This window comes from Sphingobacterium sp. UBA3549 (genome assembly GCF_002376635.1).
Taxonomy (GTDB): domain Bacteria; phylum Bacteroidota; class Bacteroidia; order Sphingobacteriales; family Sphingobacteriaceae; genus Sphingobacterium.
The window spans coordinates 134,237-152,420 of the sequence record NZ_DFOE01000011.1; the positions used below are offsets into that span (position 1 = coordinate 134,237).

19 protein-coding genes are annotated in these 18,184 nt (G+C 45.1%); 10 read left to right on the forward strand and 9 right to left on the reverse strand.

Translation table 11 applies throughout. The features are described from left to right. The first annotated feature begins 23 nt into the window (after nt 1-23). The 5 genes from B2W36_RS06985 (at nt 24) to B2W36_RS07005 (ending at nt 5,940) form a co-directional block, all read left to right on the forward strand. Nucleotides 24-1,133: a glycosyltransferase gene (locus tag B2W36_RS06985; RefSeq protein ID WP_293887068.1), complete on the forward strand. Its 1,110-nt coding sequence runs from the start codon at nt 24-26 to the stop codon at nt 1,131-1,133. Then, entirely contained in the window at nt 1,120-2,211 is a 1,092-nt protein-coding gene (locus B2W36_RS06990; protein WP_293887069.1) for a nucleotidyltransferase family protein, read from the forward strand. The genes B2W36_RS06985 and B2W36_RS06990 overlap by 14 nt, the downstream gene beginning before the upstream one ends. Nucleotides 2,212-2,267: 56 nt before the next feature. After that, nucleotides 2,268-3,062 (forward strand): polysaccharide biosynthesis/export family protein, encoded by a 795-nt coding sequence (locus B2W36_RS06995; RefSeq protein ID WP_293887071.1) that lies wholly within the window; start codon nt 2,268-2,270, stop codon nt 3,060-3,062. Nucleotides 3,063-3,068: 6 nt separating this feature from the next. Then, on the forward strand, nt 3,069-5,468 hold the full coding sequence (locus B2W36_RS07000) for a GumC family protein (RefSeq protein WP_293887073.1): 2,400 nt from the start codon (nt 3,069-3,071) through the stop codon (nt 5,466-5,468). Between the two features lie 76 nt (nt 5,469-5,544). Continuing rightward, nucleotides 5,545-5,940, forward strand: a complete 396-nt coding sequence (locus B2W36_RS07005) for a hypothetical protein (protein WP_293887074.1) — start codon at nt 5,545-5,547, stop codon at nt 5,938-5,940. A gap of 10 nt (nt 5,941-5,950) precedes the next feature. Here the strand turns inward: B2W36_RS07005 and B2W36_RS07010 are convergent, their stop codons facing one another. From B2W36_RS07010 to B2W36_RS07030, 5 genes are all read right to left on the reverse strand, one after another. Then, complete coding sequence (locus B2W36_RS07010) at nt 5,951-7,579, reverse strand: ABC transporter ATP-binding protein (protein ID WP_293887075.1); 1,629 nt, start codon at nt 7,577-7,579, stop codon at nt 5,951-5,953. Nucleotides 7,580-7,582: 3 nt separating this feature from the next. Continuing rightward, nucleotides 7,583-7,852, reverse strand: a complete 270-nt coding sequence (locus tag B2W36_RS07015) for a PqqD family protein (protein ID WP_293887076.1) — start codon at nt 7,850-7,852, stop codon at nt 7,583-7,585. A gap of 168 nt (nt 7,853-8,020) precedes the next feature. Beyond that, complete coding sequence (locus tag B2W36_RS07020; protein WP_293887077.1) at nt 8,021-8,485, reverse strand: S24/S26 family peptidase; 465 nt, start codon at nt 8,483-8,485, stop codon at nt 8,021-8,023. Further along, nucleotides 8,485-9,405: a DUF5106 domain-containing protein gene (locus tag B2W36_RS07025; protein WP_293887079.1), complete on the reverse strand. Its 921-nt coding sequence runs from the start codon at nt 9,403-9,405 to the stop codon at nt 8,485-8,487. Before B2W36_RS07025 ends, B2W36_RS07020 begins: the two co-directional genes overlap by 1 nt. A gap of 78 nt (nt 9,406-9,483) precedes the next feature. Next, nucleotides 9,484-10,962, reverse strand: a complete 1,479-nt coding sequence (locus tag B2W36_RS07030) for a hypothetical protein (protein ID WP_293887081.1) — start codon at nt 10,960-10,962, stop codon at nt 9,484-9,486. A 206-nt stretch (nt 10,963-11,168) separates the two neighbouring features. Here B2W36_RS07030 and B2W36_RS07035 point away from each other — a divergent pair, with 206 nt between their 5' ends. From B2W36_RS07035 to B2W36_RS07050, 4 genes are all read left to right on the forward strand, one after another. After that, nucleotides 11,169-11,690 (forward strand): 3'-5' exonuclease, encoded by a 522-nt coding sequence (locus tag B2W36_RS07035; protein WP_293887083.1) that lies wholly within the window; start codon nt 11,169-11,171, stop codon nt 11,688-11,690. Between the two features lie 116 nt (nt 11,691-11,806). Continuing rightward, nucleotides 11,807-12,274 (forward strand): adenylyltransferase/cytidyltransferase family protein, encoded by a 468-nt coding sequence (locus B2W36_RS07040; protein ID WP_293887085.1) that lies wholly within the window; start codon nt 11,807-11,809, stop codon nt 12,272-12,274. Between the two features lie 28 nt (nt 12,275-12,302). Beyond that, nucleotides 12,303-12,725: an adenylyltransferase/cytidyltransferase family protein gene (locus tag B2W36_RS07045; protein ID WP_182983049.1), complete on the forward strand. Its 423-nt coding sequence runs from the start codon at nt 12,303-12,305 to the stop codon at nt 12,723-12,725. Nucleotides 12,726-12,731: 6 nt separating this feature from the next. Next, nucleotides 12,732-13,730, forward strand: a complete 999-nt coding sequence (locus B2W36_RS07050; RefSeq protein ID WP_293887089.1) for a mannose-1-phosphate guanylyltransferase — start codon at nt 12,732-12,734, stop codon at nt 13,728-13,730. A gap of 178 nt (nt 13,731-13,908) precedes the next feature. On the opposite strand, the gene B2W36_RS07055 is transcribed toward B2W36_RS07050, so the two are convergent. Both B2W36_RS07055 and B2W36_RS07060 read right to left on the reverse strand, forming a co-directional pair. After that, nucleotides 13,909-14,199 (reverse strand): helix-turn-helix domain-containing protein, encoded by a 291-nt coding sequence (locus B2W36_RS07055; protein ID WP_293887090.1) that lies wholly within the window; start codon nt 14,197-14,199, stop codon nt 13,909-13,911. After that, the gene (locus B2W36_RS07060; RefSeq protein WP_293887091.1) at nt 14,189-14,374 is read right to left on the reverse strand and encodes a type II toxin-antitoxin system RelE/ParE family toxin; all 186 of its coding nucleotides are present in this window, start codon (nt 14,372-14,374) and stop codon (nt 14,189-14,191) included. Before B2W36_RS07060 ends, B2W36_RS07055 begins: the two co-directional genes overlap by 11 nt. A gap of 641 nt (nt 14,375-15,015) precedes the next feature. On the opposite strand from B2W36_RS07060, the gene B2W36_RS07065 reads away from it, so the two are divergent. Further along, the gene (locus B2W36_RS07065) at nt 15,016-15,507 is read left to right on the forward strand and encodes a hypothetical protein (protein ID WP_293887092.1); all 492 of its coding nucleotides are present in this window, start codon (nt 15,016-15,018) and stop codon (nt 15,505-15,507) included. Nucleotides 15,508-15,569: 62 nt separating this feature from the next. Here B2W36_RS07065 and B2W36_RS07070 read toward each other — a convergent pair whose 3' ends face one another. Together B2W36_RS07070 and B2W36_RS07075 are read right to left on the reverse strand one after the other, a co-directional pair. Next, nucleotides 15,570-16,181, reverse strand: a complete 612-nt coding sequence (locus B2W36_RS07070) for a DNA-binding response regulator (protein ID WP_293887093.1) — start codon at nt 16,179-16,181, stop codon at nt 15,570-15,572. Further along, nucleotides 16,178-18,091, reverse strand: coding sequence for a sensor histidine kinase (locus B2W36_RS07075; protein WP_293887094.1), 1,914 nt, complete (start codon nt 18,089-18,091; stop codon nt 16,178-16,180). Before B2W36_RS07075 ends, B2W36_RS07070 begins: the two co-directional genes overlap by 4 nt. Nucleotides 18,092-18,184: the final 93 nt, after the last annotated feature.

Below are 18,184 nucleotides of genomic sequence, written 5' to 3' on the forward strand. Positions count from 1 at the left end.
AACTGTTAAACGCAAAAAAATTGATGAGAATATTACAACTTGGAAAATTTTATCCCATACGCGGCGGTGTAGAGAAAGTGATGTACGACCTGATGCTCGGTTTATCCGAAAGCGGAGTATGCTGTGATATGCTTTGCGCATCGACCGAAGATCACCCTGCTGCCGAAATACAGGTAAATCCCTATGCGCGCTTATTTGTTGTGCATACCTCAGTTAAAATTGCAGGCACCATGTTGGCTCCGGCAATGATCGGCAAGCTGCGGAAAATTGCTGGACAATATGATATCATTCACATTCACCATCCCGATCCGATGGCCAGTCTGGCACTTTACCTGTCGGGCTACCGCGGGCGGGTCGTATTGCATTGGCATTCGGATATTTTAAAACAAAAGAACCTCCTCAAACTGTATAAGCCCTTACAGAACTGGCTGATAAACCGAGCCGAACAGATTGTAGGTACCACCCCCGTTTATGTCGAGCAGTCGCCCTTTTTACAACAGGTAAAGGCCAAAATCGACTTTATTCCCATTGGTGTCAATCCGTTAGGCTACGACGGAGCGGCCGTAGCAGCACTCAAAAGCCGCTATCCGGGCAAGACCATTATCTTTTCCCTGGGTCGGCTGGTGGAGTACAAGGGCTATGCCTACCTCATCCAGGCGATGCAGCAGCTGGATGCGCGTTTTCACCTGATCATTGGTGGTAAGGGGCCGCTGGAGGAGCCGCTTCATCAGCTTATCGCAGACCTCAACCTGCAGGACCGTGTCAGTATGGTTGGCTTTGTGTCCGATGATGACATTCCGACCTATTTTGGCGCTGCCGATATCTTTTGCCTGAGTTCCATCTGGAAAACCGAGGCTTTTGCCATTGTGCAGATCGAGGCCATGTCTTGCGGCAAACCCATTGTGTCGACCGCGATACCGGGCTCCGGTGTCAGCTGGGTCAACCAAGATCAGGTATCGGGACTCGTCGTTGCCCCCGAAAATGCAACAGCGCTGGCTGCTGCCATTCAGCAGATCGGCACCGATTCTTGGTGTTATCAAACCTATGCCGAGGGGGGCCGGAAGAGGTATCTAGCAAATTTTACACGCGAGAAAATGATCGCAGCATGCAGGAGGATTTATGAAAAACACTAAAATTCAAGCGGCCTTTTTGTTCCTTTTGCGCAGCGGACTTTGGGGCAAGAAACAGCAACATAACGAAAAGCAATTCTTTCCCTTATCCGATGCGGAGTGGAGTGGGCTCTATCGCAGGGCGAACGAGCAGACCGTCCAAGGGATTGTTTACGACGGACTTTTGTGCCTAGACAAGGACCATTTGCCACCCCGTCAGCTGCAGATCAAATGGTCGGTGCAGATTGACCGGATCGAACGGAGCCATCGCCGTACCAATAGCCAGATTGCCGAGCAGTATGCCTTTTTCAAAAAGCGTAAACTCAGGCCACTGCTATTGAAGGGGCAGGGCGTCGCGGAGAGCTACCGCTTTCCCGAACATCGCGTCTGTGGCGATATCGACTGGTATTTTGAAACCACGCACGAGTGTACTTTGGCGGGCCTCCACCTCATCAAAAACCGCATCCCTCGCGTCCATGTTGGTGGGCAAGTGTATCGTTGGACAGCGAGTGAAATGGATCTGCACGACCGGCTTTTCGATCTCCACAATCCTTTCTGCAAGCGACTATTGAACCAGTACAGGAAGGATTTCCCCGATAACACCCTGTCTATATCCGGGCAGGATGTCGCCGTGTTGGCGCCACAGGTTCAAGTTGTACAGGTGACGGCGCATATTCTCAAACATTCCCTGGCTTTTGGCATTGGGCTTCGTCAATTCTGCGACCTGGCATCACTTTATCACCGTTACCGGCACCTGCTGGACGGCGTGCGGTTAGAGCAGCTTTACCGCAGGATCGGCCTGTTGCGCTGGATTGCTCCGGTACATCAGTTTTTGGTCAATGAGCTTGGCTTGGCAAAAGACAAACTTCCGTTTACCAGCCCTGCTGGCGGCTCCGGGATGGATATCCTTCAGGAAGTGTGGCAGAGCGGCAACTTTGGTTTTTATGATGAAGCTTATGTACAACGTATTGACGGCACTTTTTTGGCGCGTAAAGGACGTACCGAAGCCATACTGCGACGTATTGTCCGCTATTTTCCCTACGTTCCGAAAGAAGCTTTCTGGTTCCCGATTATTCATTTTTTAAACCGACGCGGCGCATAATCCAATTTAGAAGCCGCGTACGGCATATGCATATAAAAACAAACGATTATTACGATATGAAAAGACAAATTTTAGCAATGATTTTACTTGGTGTTAGCCTACTGAGTTCGTGCATGTCACCCAAGAAAGTGGTCTATGTCAATGACATGGTACCCAATATAGCCTACCGGGCGCTGGAAGTACCGATGTTAAAATTACAGCAGAGCGATCGGCTTAGCATTACCGTGAGTGCGAAAAATCCTGAGCTCGCCGCACCTTTCAATGTGATGGGCGGTAGCTACACGGTTGTAGAGAAAGAAAATAGCTTGAGTGGCGGCTCGGCTGGTAGCGGCGGTCCAAGTTACCTCATTGATCAGCAGGGCAATATTACCTTTCCGATCCTGGGCAACCTGCACCTCGAAGGGTTGACGCTGGAGCAGGTCCGCGATCTGCTGTCGCAGCGCTTGTCCGACGGTGGCTATATCAAAGATGCCATTGTGAAAGTCGAACTGCTCAATCTTAAGGTCAACGTGATGGGCGAAGTCAACCGTGTAGGCATTATCGATGTGCCCGACTCGCGTATCAATTTGCTTGAAGCCATTTCTAAAGCTGGCGGACTCACCCGCAATGCTGCTTCAGACCGTGTAACGGTCATTCGTGAAGAAAATGGCGTCCGAAAAAAGATGCTGACCAATGTGGGGTCGCAGGATATTTTTGATTCCCCGGCGTACTACCTGCAGCAAAATGATATTGTGTATGTAGAGCCTATCGCTGCGGAGAATACGCCCCGCGAAGATCGGAGCTGGCGCTTCACCACCATTGCTACTGGTATCGTTACCGTGATCTTGACCGCCATAAACCTGCTTAAATAGTCAACGATGAAAACAACACACTATAATCAGTTACAGAAAGACAAATCGATCAATGTGCTGGATGTTTTGGCACATCTGCTCTACCATTGGAAATGGTTTGCACTGTCCATTCTTGTTTTTGGGTCGTATTACTATTATCAGTACGCCAAATCGCCGTTTATCTACCGCAGTGCCGAAACCATCATCATCAAAACACCGATGAATACGCCGCGTACGGCACGCATCTCGCGCACCAATGAAGCCTATAATTCCATTAGCGTGGCCAGTGAGATCCTGCAGCTCAAGTCGAAAGAATTGATGCGGCAGACGGTTACCCGTATCGGGGCCGAGATGAGCTATTCGGTTGCCGCAGGATTGCGACGCAACGAGCTTTATACGGCTAGCCCGATCAAGGTGAGCGTGCCCCATAAAAAGCCTGAGGATTCCTTTTCTTTTACGGTCACACCAGTTGGCGGTACGGAAGTATTGTTGAGCAATTGGAGCCACGGTGAAGCCACGTTGGAGGTGAAAGCCACCTTAGGCAAACCGGTTAATACCCCCCTTGGGCAGGTTACGGTGCAGTCGGCCCTAACCCCCGGCAAAGCACTTCCGGAGCAAGAGATCAAGGTAGAGAAGTTTGCGCTGGAGCGTATGGTTAATTATTTTATCTCGACCATTACCATTACCCAGATGGAAGAAGATGCCTCCCTGCTGCAGGTTGTTGCAGAGGATACCAATCCGCTGCGTGCCACCGCCCTTATTGGGGAGATGATCAATGTGTACAATGAAGTCGCCTTGCAGGACAAAAACCAGATTGGCGTAAACACCGCTAATTTTATTCGGGAGCGGCTGGCCATCATTGAGCAGGAACTGGGTTCCGTGGAATCAAATATTGAAAATCTGCGGACACAAAATCAGGGTATGGATGCGTCCACGGTGGGCACAGCCTATTTTGAAGACAGCCGATTGTATCAGGCCGAGCGCAGCAAAGTAGAGACCGATATCAACCTTGCGCAGATGATGCGCGGCTATCTGGCCGACGGCAGTAAGAAAAATGAGCTGATTCCAAACAATACCGGACTGGTAGATGCCAATGTAGAAACCCAAATCAACGATTACAACACGACCTTGCTTCGTCGCAACCGCCTTATTGAAGGCAGCAGTGATGCCAATCCGGTGGTTCAGGATCTGGACCGGGCCTTGCAGTCCATGCGCGGCAATATCGGGCGGGCAGTGGACAACGCCATCGGCGGATTAAGGATCAAGGCCGGCAATATGAAGAAAGAAGAGCAAGCTGCACGCGGCAAAGCGATGCAGGTACCGCAAAAGCAACGGGTGATGCTCTCTGTAGAGCGGCAGCAAAAAGTAAAAGAAGAACTTTATCTGTATTTGCTGAACAAGCGCGAGGAGAATGCCATTAACCAGGCCATGACCGAAGACAACATCCGCGTTATCGATCCAGCCATTGTGACGTACGATCCCGTTGCCCCGAGCAAGATGCGCAAGTTGGGCTTAGGGATGGGCATAGGCCTGATATTGCCCGCGATTGTGATTATGACGCTGTCCATTCTCGATACCGGTGTCCGTCGTCGGCAAGACATTGAGGAGGCCATTGATGTACCGCTGTTGGGCGAAATTCCATTGGTGAACAATCGGCGTTTATCCCAGCACAACATTTTGGTGAGCGGTATGGGCAGAGACCCCCTCACGGAGGCTTTCCGCATCCTGCGGACCAATATGAGCTTTATGTCGCGGGAGGGTAAGCATCCGCAGACCATTACCCTGACCTCCTTTATTCCGGGCGTGGGGAAAACCTTTACGTCACTGAATCTATCCAGCACCTTATCTTTTTTAAATAAAAAAGTGATTGTTGTGGATATGGATCTGCGTAAGGGAACATTGAGTGACCGCATGGGCATTATACACGGCAAGGGCCTGAGCCACTATCTTTCCGACATCAACCTCGAACTGGACGCCATTATCCATTACAATTTGCATGGTGAAAACGTAGATTATATCTCCATTGGCATGGAGGCACCCAATCCAGTAGAGCTCTTGCTGAGCAAGCGGCTGGACCAGTTGATTGCCGATTTGCGTAGCCGCTATGATTACATTATCATCGATGGCGTACCCACCGGCATTGTCGCCGATGCCACAGTGGTAGACCGTGTTTCTGACCTGACTTTATTTGTTATCCGGGCAGGTAAAATGGATAAGCGGCAGTTGCCGGAGATCCAAAAAATCTATGCCGAGAAGCGACTTTCCAATCTGGCGATTATTCTGAATGGCCTCAAGTTGGGGCAGTCCGGTTACGGTTATGGCTACGGTTACGGCTATGGGTATGGCCGGGATGAGCGAAAAAATGGCTGGGGTAAACTGCTTCGTTCCATTCGAAATAGCTTTACCGGCAGCAAAAAGCACCGATAAATATGCGCACCGCGACCGTACCCTACCGGTCGGTTGCGGCTTTTTAGCACATTAGACAGTAAGAGAAACCATGCTAATGAAAGATAGAAGAGCATTTATGTTACAAGTTGCCCGTGAAGTGCTCACGGGGCGGATTTCCGTTCAGGAAGCCATGCAGCGAAGCCAGGTTAAAGATAAGCGTACCATTGTGAGCTGGCTGAAACGTGCGATGAAAGAGCATCCCGCGGAGCAAGAGCTGGACCTGATGCTCGATACGGATTGCTGTGCATCCGATATCAGCAGTATTTCGACCGAAGAAAAAATCACAAAACTCGAATCCGAACTGGCCGGTGCCAAGCAGCGAAACTTGGAGCTGCTACATTTTCAGAAGATCCTGACCAATAAAATTAACGATCTTGAAGTATTGATCCATTATGCAGAAGAGACCTATCAGATCGATATTCTTCCGCGCAAACAGAAGAAAGCCAAATGACTGCGCTGTTTTAATCCAGGTAAATGCGCTGCTGGCACCGCTCTGCCAAATGAAGGTCGTGTGTTACAAAAAGGCATAATTTATTTTTGCCATACTCCAATAGGCGCTGTATCAGTGCATCAGCGGTTGTGCGGTCTAAGGCCGAAGTGACCTCATCGAAGAGCCAAATATCGCCGTCATGCATCAGGCCACGCGCTATGGCAATGCGCTGCGCCTGTCCTTCCGATAGGCCGATACCAGACTCGCCGATGTGGGTATTTATACCATCGGGGAGATCAAAGACAAATTCAGCCCCTGCAATGCGCAACGCTTCCTGCATATCCAGGGGACTATTTTCGTTGGCGTGTAGCATTATATTTTCACGAATTGTGCCGCTAAAGAGCGAATTGCCCTGCGGGATATACGCAAAATTGATGCGGTGGCTGGCAGACAGCGGCCTTTCGCCATCCCCATCCCGAAGTGTAATCTGTCCCTTTTCCGCTTTCAGTAGTGCAAGCAGCAACCGGATCAAGGTTGTTTTCCCCTTTCCACTAGGCCCGATAATGGCGGTAGGTTCCCCTGCTTTCAGGGAAAGATTTAAATTTTGCAACACCCATTTATCTTCATAGCGGAACGAGAGATCGTTTATGCGGAGCTCCTGCGTATGCTGCAGGCGTTGCTGTGGCACTTGCGGTTCCATTTCACCCGCCTGCAGTTCCAGTAGTCGATCCGCGGAGACGCGGAACCTGACAAAGCCCGGAATATAGGCGATCAATGCAAGTATAGGCGACTGTATGCGCGCAACCAATTGGAGGAATGCGGTCATTGTACCAAATGAAATCAGGCCCGATTGCAGGCGATAGATGCCCCAGATAAAGGCGATGAGATACCCTGCGTTCATGGCCACTTTCATGGCACCCTGTGTGTACGTGGAGAAGTTGATCTGGCGCATTTTTAGCGCGAAAAGTTGCGACTGGCTCTCGGTCAATTTTGCCCTTCTTTTCGGAAAAGCGCTCATCGCCCGGATGAGCAGCCGAAAGCGGAGATTTTCCTGCAGCACGTTAGCGAAGTTACTTTCCTCCGCTTTGACTTCCTGGCTGAGTTTGCGCATTTTGCGGAAATAAAGCTTCGAAAAGACAAAGAGCGGTGATATGGCCAGGATCATCAGGGCCAGCATCGGATCCATATACCATAGAAATCCGACCGAGGCCAGTAGTTGGATTGCAGTCAATACAAAAGACAGTAGCGTATTGGCGATGGTATTGGCCACTTCCTCGCAGTCCGTCTGAATACGGATCTGTATATCGCCCGTATGCCAGTTTTTGATCAGCTTCCATACGGAGAGCATTTGTGCGTCGAGCATGTTGCGCTGCAGTTCGAGCGTCAGCATCAGCTTAATCCGTTCCATCAGTCGTCCGGAGTAACCTTTGATGCCAACGTTAAGGGCAATGGTGGCTATGATGCCGATCAGCAGCCATTTTAGCGGAAGCTGACCCGGCGCTGTTGCCGTATCGACCGCTTTTTTGGATAAGTACACAAAGAGCAAGGAGAGGACGATGCAGATCAGCTCCAATATAAAATAAAGAGACAAGCGGCTTCGATACCCTTTGCTGATGGACCATGCCCAGTGCAGGTGCTGTTTCAGGCTGCTGCTGATCATTTGCTATTCTTCGAGCAATCCCTGTTTTTGGAAATCCTGAAGAAGAATTGCAGCATCTGACTGTGCCTGTTCTTTACTGACCTCATAATTTTCAAGGAGTAAGTCTACGATGGTGTCCGTATCAAAATCTTTTCCTTTGAGTTCTTCCCAAAGCCAGGCCGCCGAACTGTTGAGTGTATATACGGTTGACAGGTCTACCATGTCCTGGCTGGGGTCAACTATCAAATGATCAGAACCTATGGTTCTTAAAATTAAATCTGATCTTAATTTCATAACTATTTATTTTTTATTCGCATAGCGCATCCGGGCAATTTAAAGCTTGTGTATACTTTATAACTGAGTGGCGCTATTTAATTCTACTGTTTAAAGTAAGCATATTCATTCAAATATAGACGAATTTCGAAGCTTTTTTTGTTTTTTTTAAGCTAAAGTTAATGCTTTTTATATCATCCTTTTCAGTTTGGCAATAATTCGGCGCAGTAGGCGGATTCGGTACCAGCCTAAGCCACGCAGTCTTGGCCATGTGCTGTGGATTGGTGTTGCTACCTCTTTATCCTTTGGATAATGCATGTACGCAACCGCAATGATGTCTTTTTTCGCTATGTACTCGTGGAGGACAAGATTTCCATCGCCGGCCAATACATATTGGCCCTTTTTCTTTGCTACCAAACGGTGAAAGACAAATTTTCCCTTGTCTTTGGCGAGTATATTACTGCCCAGTGGTATCGGTTGCCCCCGGTAGGCCCGTAGCATGACCGTATCTCCGTCATGTATAAATGGACGCATACTTTGCCCCTTAATGCGTATGCGGACTTCTTTGCCTTCCTGCAGCATCCGCTGCACTTCAGCAAAATAATCCGCATTGGAGACAATTTTTGATTTACTTTTTCCGGTCTGGTCTTCCATTACTTATTGGCGTTGACAAAATACTGTATCACGTTTTCCAAATACGTATCTTTTAACAACACTTTTTTGTGCTCATCCAAAAGATAGATCGTTGGCGATGCTTTGAGGTCGTATAAGTTGGCTGACAAAATCTGGCGATCAGTATCCAATCCATTGATCCATTGATACGACAACTCCGATTGGTATTGTTTCCATTTGCTGCGGTCGCCCCACGGATCGATGGCCAACACCTGTATCTGCAGCTGTGTAAACAGCTGCACGAGCTGCGGGTTGTCCCGAAGTTGGTGTATTGTTTCTTTACAATGCGAACAGTCCGGATCGTAAAACATTAGCAGCATAAATTTTGCATCCGTCTCCGACAGCTTTTGCTTTTGGCCGTTGGGCAGTTCAAAGCTGAAGTCGGTTGCTGTATGTCCAACGTTATTTTGGCGTACGAGTGTATAGATTGGGCGGTAAGCCTCTTTTTCCAGATCAGTGAGCCTATCTGTGCTGATCAGGTAGCGCAATACCGATTCATAGGCCCTATCGTTGCGCATGGGCGAATTGCCATCATACAGGTAGTGTTCGTATTGTTTGATGAAATAGTCAAAACTCGTACGGTTGACTTTGGCTTTGTCAAGCATCATTGCCACGGCCTTATCCCGCGTGGCCGAGTCAGGTGTTTTTGTCAAAAGTCCCAGAAAATCCGCCAATTGCTGTTCCCCTTTTTCCGGGTTCTTGACGAGCGCCGTATCCTGCATGTCAAATTGATCCCAAAAATGAAATAAGGCACTATCCGCCACACTGATTGATGTTACATTTTGGGCGCCTGCTTCCGTCTTTTCCTTGGTGGTACCTGTACAGGACCAAAATAATAGGGCGAGTGCGCCAATCGCTAGGAAGAGTGCGGTCGATAAACGTTTAAAATTAATGCTTTCCATGTATTTTAATCCCAATGCTATATCCGTTTAATACAATATAATCATAAATTTTCAGAGCGCCACAGTTGGCCCCTCTCTTTACTCAGCTCCGAGCGCGCGAAGCAGGCTTTTCTTTCCTTCCGAATCTTTTAGCAAATGGACATGATACTTTGCATCTAACAGGTTTGCGGCAGATTTTTTGGCGAGATACCGATTGACATATTGAGCGGCATGTGCATAGGTAAACGCTCTGCAATCTATATTAACGCTGATGCCCTTGTCAAAATTGCCATAGGTAAGGCCTGTTACGGTTTCATTCGACGAGATTGATTTTATGCTGTTCGTATTCAATCCGCTGATATTCAATGTGAGTGCCGGGTAGTAGAAGTCCGATTGATTGGGAAATTTGACTTTCACAATCAACTTATTCCCTTCGATGCGGCTGCTGATTAGGCTGTTTTGTCGGTTGTAATTGTATTCATAATACTCTTCTTGCGAAGGAAACCACACGATGTCCCTGCCGTCTTTTCCATACGTATTGTTCAGCCATAGCAGGAGCTGGGCCCAGTCATGATCCGTTTCGTGCACACCAATAAGGACTGCTTCGCGGTGAGCGACATCTTTTGCTGCAGCATCGTTGACCAGTTTTTCTACCTCGGCGGCGCGATTGACAAATACACGGGCCAAGGTCTTTTGCTGCAAGGACAAGTTGACCTGATACGGGATGAGCTTATCGGCACCGGTCTGCGCTGTCATGGTCTGTATCGCCGGAAAACCAAGCGCAGCCTGCAGGTACGATTTATTTCCATTGGGTTCGGCCAAAAACTTGATGTTTCGCCCATTCAATCGCTTTTTTGTGATTTGTTGTGCCAGGTCAAAATGCTTGATCAGCGAGTCGACATTGTTGACAGCGGCGGTATTGAGGTCGTGGAATGCAATCGCATTGCCATCGTTAAGCATTTCGATCACATTGTTCCATCGAAGACCAGATTTCATATAGAAGCGGAAGAAGTTTTCCGTAAAGCCTTTCTTTACGACAGTTGGGTCGTTCATAAACTCCCATTCGGGCGCCAGTGTGGAGGTAAAATGGAACCTGACCTCATTGCCGAAGCCATCGGTACTGCCCAGTGTTTTGCCGAGCAGGTAACTGTTGGGTGGTATATCATCAGCTTCCAGGTGCTCAATGTCAAAATAATATTTCCTTTGTATGTCCGAGCGATCAATCGGTTTGCCATTGATGGCTGCCCAGGTCATGCTGAATGCCGATTGTTTACAGTCGTCCTGTGTGAGCATAAATAATAAGCTCTTGTTATATTTTAGTGGCGGAATGTTAACAATGGGCGTTTCGGTTAACCCTTGTTCAGGTTGAAGTTCGATGATGATCTCTGCTTCTTGTCCGGTCTTTTCCTCACCAAAAGGATAGGCATACCGGTTTGTATTTCCGTCGTTATCTGGCGGTGATACCTCTTTTCCATCACCGTTTTTACTGCCCGAGTAAAGATCTTTTTTTAGGCAAGAAGACAATAGGCCACATCCTAACGTAAATAGGATAGCTTTTGTGTAAATAATTTGGCGCATATGCAAATATAGGCCTTCTTTTTGGATTAACTATTTCGTTAAATAAAAAAAATAATAAAGTTAGTCCATTGGCAAAGTTTGATCCATTAGCGAAGCGTGAGCCTGTAGGAACATTATTGCACGGCGTACATGGACCGAATTGGAGCGGGGAGTTTTGGTAGAACGAAAAAAGTAGTAATTTTACCCTAACTTTAGAAGGAGCGATTATGCAATCAGGATTAAGTTTTACCGCAATAGATTTCGAAACAGCTACAGCGAATCAGAATTCGGCTTGTGCCGTTGGGTTGGTGGTTGTTGAGCAGGGAGTTATTGTGGATGAATTTTATTCCTTAATACAACCTCCTAATAACCAATATATGTGGCAGACCACGCGTGTACATGGTATTCGTCCCCGAGATACGGCGCAAGCGCCTACGTTTAAAGAACTGTTTCCCCAGATTTATCCACTTATTAATAATCGGATTATGGTGGCCCATAACGAGTTGTTTGACCGTGGTGTGCTCCGCAAAACGATGCATTTTTACAATTTGCCTTATGATCAATTGGGTTTGCAGGAAAAATGGGAGTGCACTTTTAAAATTTATCAAGGAAAAGGATTTAAGCCTGCGCGGTTAAATGCTTGCTGTGAGGTACTTGGTATTGAACTTAACCACCATGAGGCACTTTCCGATGCGCGAGCCTGTGCGCAATTGTATATGCGGCATGCCGATATTATTTCTTTGGCATGATTTTTACGTTAAATCTATTTTAAATTCGGTGTAAAAAGTACGCTAAGTGGGATATTTTTATATCTTTGAGTAGCTATACAGCCGTTTTATTAATAAATTTTATATCCATATTTTTGATGATGATAACAATCCCAGCCAAGGGAATGCGAATAGGCATTACCTTCAGTGCATTCGACCTACTACATGCAGGGCATATCAAAATGCTCGAAGATGCCAAAAGGCAGTGCGACTATTTGATATGTGGACTGCAGACTGATCCAACCTTGGACCGCCCCGAGAAGAACAAGCCAGCACAAACTGTTGTGGAGCGTTATATTCAGCTCAAAGGTTGCAAGTATGTAGACCAAATTGTGCCCTATGCGACAGAGCAGGATCTGGAAGATATCCTTCGCTCGTTTAACATTGATGTTCGCATCGTTGGCGATGAATACCGCGAGAAGAACTTTACGGGAAGAGCATATTGTGAGGAAAAAGGAATTGAACTTTATTTCAATAGTCGAGATCATCGCTTTTCTAGTTCTGGCTTACGTCGTATCGTAGCTCAAGCGAATTCGGACAATGAAACTGTATTGAAATCTATTTAATTAAGTTCTCATAAGCTATTAAAAAAACATGAAAATAGGAATTACTTTTGGCGTCTTTGATTTATTGCATGCCGGACATATCATGATGCTTGAAGAAGCAAAAAGACACTGCGATTATTTGATTATTGGTCTTAATACCGACCCATCAGAGGTATTCCCTGAGAAGGCCAAACCAACCCAAACCATTGTGGAGCGTTATATCCAATTGGAGGGATGTCGATATGTGGACGAAATCATTCCTTATGAGACTGAGCAAGATTTGATTGATCTTATTAAAGCTTTGCCGATCGATATGCGTATTATCGGGGAAGAATATCGCGACAAAGATTTCTCTGGCCGTAAGTACTGTGTGGAAGAAAATATCGAAATCTATTACAATAAGCGTACACACCGTTTCTCCAGTGAGGGATTACGCCGGGTTGTTGCAGATAAGGAAGCTGAGAAACACTAATCTAATATGAGTAATATTATACACGTTGTTTTAACAGGTGGTGTAGGGAGCCGTCTATGGCCACTTTCACGGAAAAGTTACCCGAAGCAATACCTTTCTCTATTTAAGGATGGATCGTTGTTTGAAATGACTGTAAAGCGGAATCAATCGTTGTGTGGGCAGGTGATAGTGGTTGGAAATCGCGATAACCATACTTTGAGTAGAGAAGTGATGGAAAACAACAAGATTGATTACATCGATATTGTTGAAGCGACTCCGCGTAATACCGCTGCTGCAATTGCGTTTGCTGCTTTTGCGGCGCAGCCAGATGATATTTTGGTGGTTACACCGTCTGATCATGTAATTGTAGGCGGTGAAGCGTATGCTGCGGCCATCAAAGAGGGTGTTGAAAAAGCGAATAAGGGCTATATCGTTACTTTTGGTATTCAGCCAACCCGTCCTGAAACTGGGTATGGCTATATTGAATATAAGGAAGACAAAGTATTGTCTTTCCGCGAGAAGCCAAACCAGGATACAGCGGAGGATTTCATAGAGCGTGGAAATTTTCTTTGGAATTCGGGTATGTTCTGTTTTCGGGCAGATACCTTCTTGGCTGAACTTCAAAATTTTGAACCTAAAGTGTATGCCACAGCCTATAATGCTTGGAAACATCGTCAAAATGGCGAACTCGATCTTCAGCTTTCGAAAGATATTCCATCCATTTCCATTGACTATGCCGTGATGGAGCGCTCTAAAAAAATTCGCGTGGTTGCTACCAGCTTCCAATGGTCAGATTTGGGCTCTTTTGAGTCGATGTATGATTACTTGAAACAGACTGGGCATCCTGTGGATGAGAATGGCAACATGGTTATCGGTACGGATATCTATACTGCATTTGTAGGTTTGCGCGATAGTATACTTGTTCATACCAAAGATGCGATTTTGGTGTTGCAGAAGGAAAAATCGCAAGATGTTAAAAAGATTTACAATACATTGGAGCGTCATCAGTCGAAGTTGATTGATTAATGGGCGCCATCATGTTCAATTAAATTGTAGTAAGTTTGATAAGTTAATTCGGATTTACCAAGTGGTGCTTTAGAGGTAGCACCATTATTCTATAACAAAGTGAGCGCCCTGTGCTCACTTTGTTCTCCAGTACTTCAACATCCCATCAATGGAATCTTTCTGCAATAATATTGAGAGATTAGAGCTCGAATGATATGTTGACTTTGCCTCCCAATCCCTTTTCAACGAAGTCAAATAATGTTTTTAGTGTAATGTTACCGCCGTTATTTTCAATTTTCGAAATATACTCACGTTTTTTGTCAATTAGTTGAGCGAGCTCGGACTGCGTAATATTTCTTTCTTCACGTGCTTTTTTAAGCAGCAGACCAATTTTAAAAGATTCAAAATCTCTATCCAGTTCATCTCTTCTCTCGGTGCCTACTTTCCCGTAAACATCATCTTTAATATTTTTCCAGTTCTTAGTTTCCATTTTCTCTACCTTTTTGTTCGTAATACTCAGCCATGATACTTAATGCTTTTTCAATCTGATTCTTTGGAGTTTTCTGAGTTTTCTTTTGAAAACCATTCATTAGGACAACGAGCTTATCACCATCAAAAAAGCAAAACACACGCCATATTGGATCCAAGCTGAATCCTAGCTTCATATAATCCGTCAGTTCCTGTTAAATGTTTTAAATAATTACTCGGAACCCGTTCGAGAGTTTCTATTGCTTCAATTATTTTAAAAATTTTGTCCTGTACCTTTTGTGGCTGATCCAAAAGGAAGTCTTCAAAATAATTTTTAAAAGCGATTACCTCTCTAACTCTCATTATACAAAGGTAATTTAAAAGTTACTTTTTGTCAAGTTTTTAAGCGTTTCTTCTTACGAATTTCTCCCAAACACTTTGTATAACTTCCTTTTCATTAGCATTTTTAGGAGAAAGATGTTGGTAAAGTTCCTATAAACTGTTCTGCGCCAAGCTGCTTTTGATAGCCTCGCGCGCTACGGACTGCAAACGGAACTGGTTACGGCTTCTGCAAAAAGTTCATCCCATGCGTATATCATCTGGGCGATTGCTGTCGGTGTTATCTTACTAATGTTTTTTTTTTGCTAAAAAAACAACTTGGTAATTATAGTATAATATCTGAATTCACTATAAGGCCTGTCCGAGGGACAGGCCTTTTTTTGCCCTGTTAAAGCCTAATTTGTAATTGTCCCTTTTTTGTCCCCTTTCCATTTTCGTGTGCTATAGGCGATTACCTTATTTTTGGGTTCACCTATTCCTATTAATTAACAATTTTATTATGGTAACTTTTATAGCACTTACGGTACTTATTTTAAGTTTCCTTTATCTAATCTTAAAAGCAAAACAAAGGCAGAAGCAATTTCACGATGCTGTTTCAATGGAGGTCCACTACCTGTTTCAGGATAGACCCGGTCAATATAGCGGCGACTACCGGACAAAAAGTGGCGTTTTTGTTTTTCGTACCGAATCGAAAGACGACGCACTCAGAAATTTGGTGATCAAAGCGGTCAAACCCAGTCATCCTGCTTTAGTTGTCAATCTGGAACAAATTGTCGTGGTGCCTTTTGAAAAGAAGAAGGAAGGGACCTCCGACGTGTCCGTACGATTTAAATTGCTTAAAAAGAAGGGTGAGCTCACCGCATTGGAAGGAAAAGGGATCCGCATCTCCGGGGTGTTGAATTTTGGTAACAGCAAACCAAAAACGTTTCGTACCGTATTGAAGATCGGTGCGCCTTATCAATCTAAAGCCCTCCAGGATCGGACGACATAATTTGCGTCATTCTTATTTTATGGGAAAGGGTTTGCTTCATTGCAAACCCTTATTTTTTTGTCTCAAAATTTAAGCAGGTGCTGATGTTCGATCGCCCAAGATAACAGGGCATTATTTTCTTCATTGAGATCCAGTTTTCGGCAGATGCGGTGTCTTGTATTTTTGATGGTATATGGACTGAGGAATAATGATTCGGCGATATATTTGGTGGTATGGCGGAGTGCAATCAGCTTCAGGATATTTAACTCGGCCGGCGTCAATGTCTTCAGCTTTTCCACGGCCTGACTTTTATTCTTTTGTTGCTGTAGCCGCTGGATCACTAGGTGCGTGCCTGCATAGAGGCGGTTTTCGCCCAGCGGTTTAATGATGTAATTTTCAGGATTTAGGGCTGCTGCGCGATCTATACTGCTTTTGGACTGATAAGAGGTGATAAAGATTAGACTGAAATGCTTGGTTGCTGTATATTTCTCCATTAACTCAATGCCATCCAGTCGGTCGTTAAGCTGAATATCGCAGAGGACCAGATCGGGCGAGTTTTCCTCCATGTATTGTTCCACTTCGTCAACAGTAAGCGCAATATGCAATTCCAGGCCTGTATAGAGGGAATTAAACTGATATTCAATAAATCGGGCAATGATCATTTCGTCTTCTACAATTAATACTTTTAGGCTCATATGATATTGTTAAATTCAAATAAATATTTAAATCCATTTTGCGGGTTGATGGTCACTGTCCCTCTTATCTGGCGTGTTAGATCCCTTACTAAACCAATTCCGAAAGACGCTTCAGAAACAACGGCTTTGGCGCCCACACCATTGTCCTCAAACCGCATGGTCGTTCCAAATTCATGTTTGATTATACTCAAATGAATCGCAGGCGCATCGACAGCACCCAGAGGAAAAGCATATTTATAACTATTTGTCATAAGCTCTGTAATGATGAGCGCTAAGGGTATAGAGGTTTGGGTTGTAACCAGCCAATCTTGTCCAACATCGACATGGATAGCCACTCTGCCTTCCGGATCATGCATTTGTTTCAGGTAGTTAACAGTTTCAATCACTAAAATGTTCAATTTCAGCTGACTATTTTGATTGTACACCAGCAACTGGTTAACAAGCATCATGGCATGTATTCTATCCTGCATGGATTGTATGGGCTGCATACTCTGGTTGCCCTGATCGGATCGGTACAGGCTCCCCAAACTATACAGCAGCTGGAGGTTGTTTTTAACCCGGTGGTTGACCTCGTCAATGAGTGTTTCGATATAATGGTTTTTCTGAAGCAATTGAATCTGCTGCTCGTAGAGCGCATCATTGGCCTTTTTAAGCTCGGCTGTTCGCTCAAGAACGATGGTCTCAGTGGTTTGATGATGCTCCAGTTCTGATTTCCTTATTTTGAGCCGAATGCCGATCAAGAGGATCATGGTGATGCATAACACAAAAAACTGCGTCATTATTGAGACATATTGGATGGATTGTTCCTTTAAGATCAAACCACAATAGATCAATATGCCGATACCGATAAGGAGAAAAATACCCGAATAAATCAAGAAGCGCTGCATCCTGTCTATCTGTTTCCAGAGGGATATAAATAAACTCGAAAAAAAGAGGACATAGAGCATTCCCAAAGAGAGGTTGACCCAATTGCTCTGTCTAAAGTTTGCGAAGCAATAGTTGTTGATCAAATTAGCTGCCGACATTACAAATGCGAGCAGAATGAGGCCAAGCATTAGTCTATAATACTGTTGGCTTATTTTTTTGAGATTTAAGAACGCAATCGTTAAGAGGGAGAAGCTGATTCCCGCCAGATTTCTGAATACCGATACCAGGCTCCATCCAAGCTGGGGATTGTTTGGGAAAAATAGATCTATAAATTGATTTTGCAGCCCATAGCTATAAAATCCGATAAATAACAAAAAGCAAAAGATCCAGATATAAGGCCTATAGCGCGACACCATCCATGCAAAAGCGATGTACAGCAGCAATACAATAATAGCCCCTTCCATAAACGCATGGATAAGATTGATGCCCTGCACCTTCTTGAGGTAGTCTTTCTGTGATTGTAAGCGGAAATCATAAAATGGCGTATAGCCTTTAATATGTTGTACACGCAGTAAAAGTGTATACATCGTATTGCTGTTTAGGTGGATGTTAAAATGGTCACGTCCGCCTTTAGGCGATAATAATGTATGCTTTCGAAATAGGCCGGCGCTTCTGTTGTCTATGATATTTCCTTTTACGTCCAGTATGGTGAGGTCCACGAAGGTGAGGTTGTCAAATGACAGTACATAATCGCCTGTCAATGCGTGGTTATTAAGAAAAATCACCTTTTTTAACCAAAATATATTTTTTTCCTGATTTTTTGCCGGTTTGAACTGGGCGAGTGGTACAAAAAGGTGCCTATTGGTGTAGTAATAAGCCGGGGCGGATTGGTGTGCTCTTTCCTGCGTTATTACAATGGGAGATTCCTTTGAAATGTAGGTGCCTTGAACAGTACTATTATGCCAAATAATAGCATTCATCCCAAAATGAATTGCGACAGTGCTCAGCAGCAGTATTAGGATGAAAATAATATTTGGCTTCATAAGGCAAAACAAAAATGCATTATTTTAAATAAATCTAATAAGCTTTTATTTTCCTAATTGTAAATAAGACCCTAGGGTCTCTGTTCTGTTTGC

Bases quoted from the DNA above. Each gene is read 5' to 3' on its own strand.
- B2W36_RS06985 (WP_293887068.1), top strand. From the start codon at position 24: ATGAGAATATTACAACTTGGAAAATTTTATCCCATACGCGGCGGTGTA.
- B2W36_RS06990 (WP_293887069.1), top strand. From the start codon at position 1,120: ATGAAAAACACTAAAATTCAAGCGGCCTTTTTGTTCCTTTTGCGCAGC.
- B2W36_RS06995 (WP_293887071.1), top strand. From the start codon at position 2,268: ATGAAAAGACAAATTTTAGCAATGATTTTACTTGGTGTTAGCCTACTG.
- B2W36_RS07000 (WP_293887073.1), top strand. From the start codon at position 3,069: ATGAAAACAACACACTATAATCAGTTACAGAAAGACAAATCGATCAAT.
- B2W36_RS07005 (WP_293887074.1), top strand. From the start codon at position 5,545: ATGAAAGATAGAAGAGCATTTATGTTACAAGTTGCCCGTGAAGTGCTC.
- B2W36_RS07010 (WP_293887075.1), bottom strand. From the start codon at position 7,579: ATGATCAGCAGCAGCCTGAAACAGCACCTGCACTGGGCATGGTCCATC.
- B2W36_RS07015 (WP_293887076.1), bottom strand. From the start codon at position 7,852: ATGAAATTAAGATCAGATTTAATTTTAAGAACCATAGGTTCTGATCAT.
- B2W36_RS07020 (WP_293887077.1), bottom strand. From the start codon at position 8,485: ATGGAAGACCAGACCGGAAAAAGTAAATCAAAAATTGTCTCCAATGCG.
- B2W36_RS07025 (WP_293887079.1), bottom strand. From the start codon at position 9,405: ATGGAAAGCATTAATTTTAAACGTTTATCGACCGCACTCTTCCTAGCG.
- B2W36_RS07030 (WP_293887081.1), bottom strand. From the start codon at position 10,962: ATGCGCCAAATTATTTACACAAAAGCTATCCTATTTACGTTAGGATGT.
- B2W36_RS07035 (WP_293887083.1), top strand. From the start codon at position 11,169: ATGCAATCAGGATTAAGTTTTACCGCAATAGATTTCGAAACAGCTACA.
- B2W36_RS07040 (WP_293887085.1), top strand. From the start codon at position 11,807: ATGATGATAACAATCCCAGCCAAGGGAATGCGAATAGGCATTACCTTC.
- B2W36_RS07045 (WP_182983049.1), top strand. From the start codon at position 12,303: ATGAAAATAGGAATTACTTTTGGCGTCTTTGATTTATTGCATGCCGGA.
- B2W36_RS07050 (WP_293887089.1), top strand. From the start codon at position 12,732: ATGAGTAATATTATACACGTTGTTTTAACAGGTGGTGTAGGGAGCCGT.
- B2W36_RS07055 (WP_293887090.1), bottom strand. From the start codon at position 14,199: ATGGAAACTAAGAACTGGAAAAATATTAAAGATGATGTTTACGGGAAA.
- B2W36_RS07060 (WP_293887091.1), bottom strand. From the start codon at position 14,374: ATGAAGCTAGGATTCAGCTTGGATCCAATATGGCGTGTGTTTTGCTTT.
- B2W36_RS07065 (WP_293887092.1), top strand. From the start codon at position 15,016: ATGGTAACTTTTATAGCACTTACGGTACTTATTTTAAGTTTCCTTTAT.
- B2W36_RS07070 (WP_293887093.1), bottom strand. From the start codon at position 16,181: ATGAGCCTAAAAGTATTAATTGTAGAAGACGAAATGATCATTGCCCGA.
- B2W36_RS07075 (WP_293887094.1), bottom strand. From the start codon at position 18,091: ATGAAGCCAAATATTATTTTCATCCTAATACTGCTGCTGAGCACTGTC.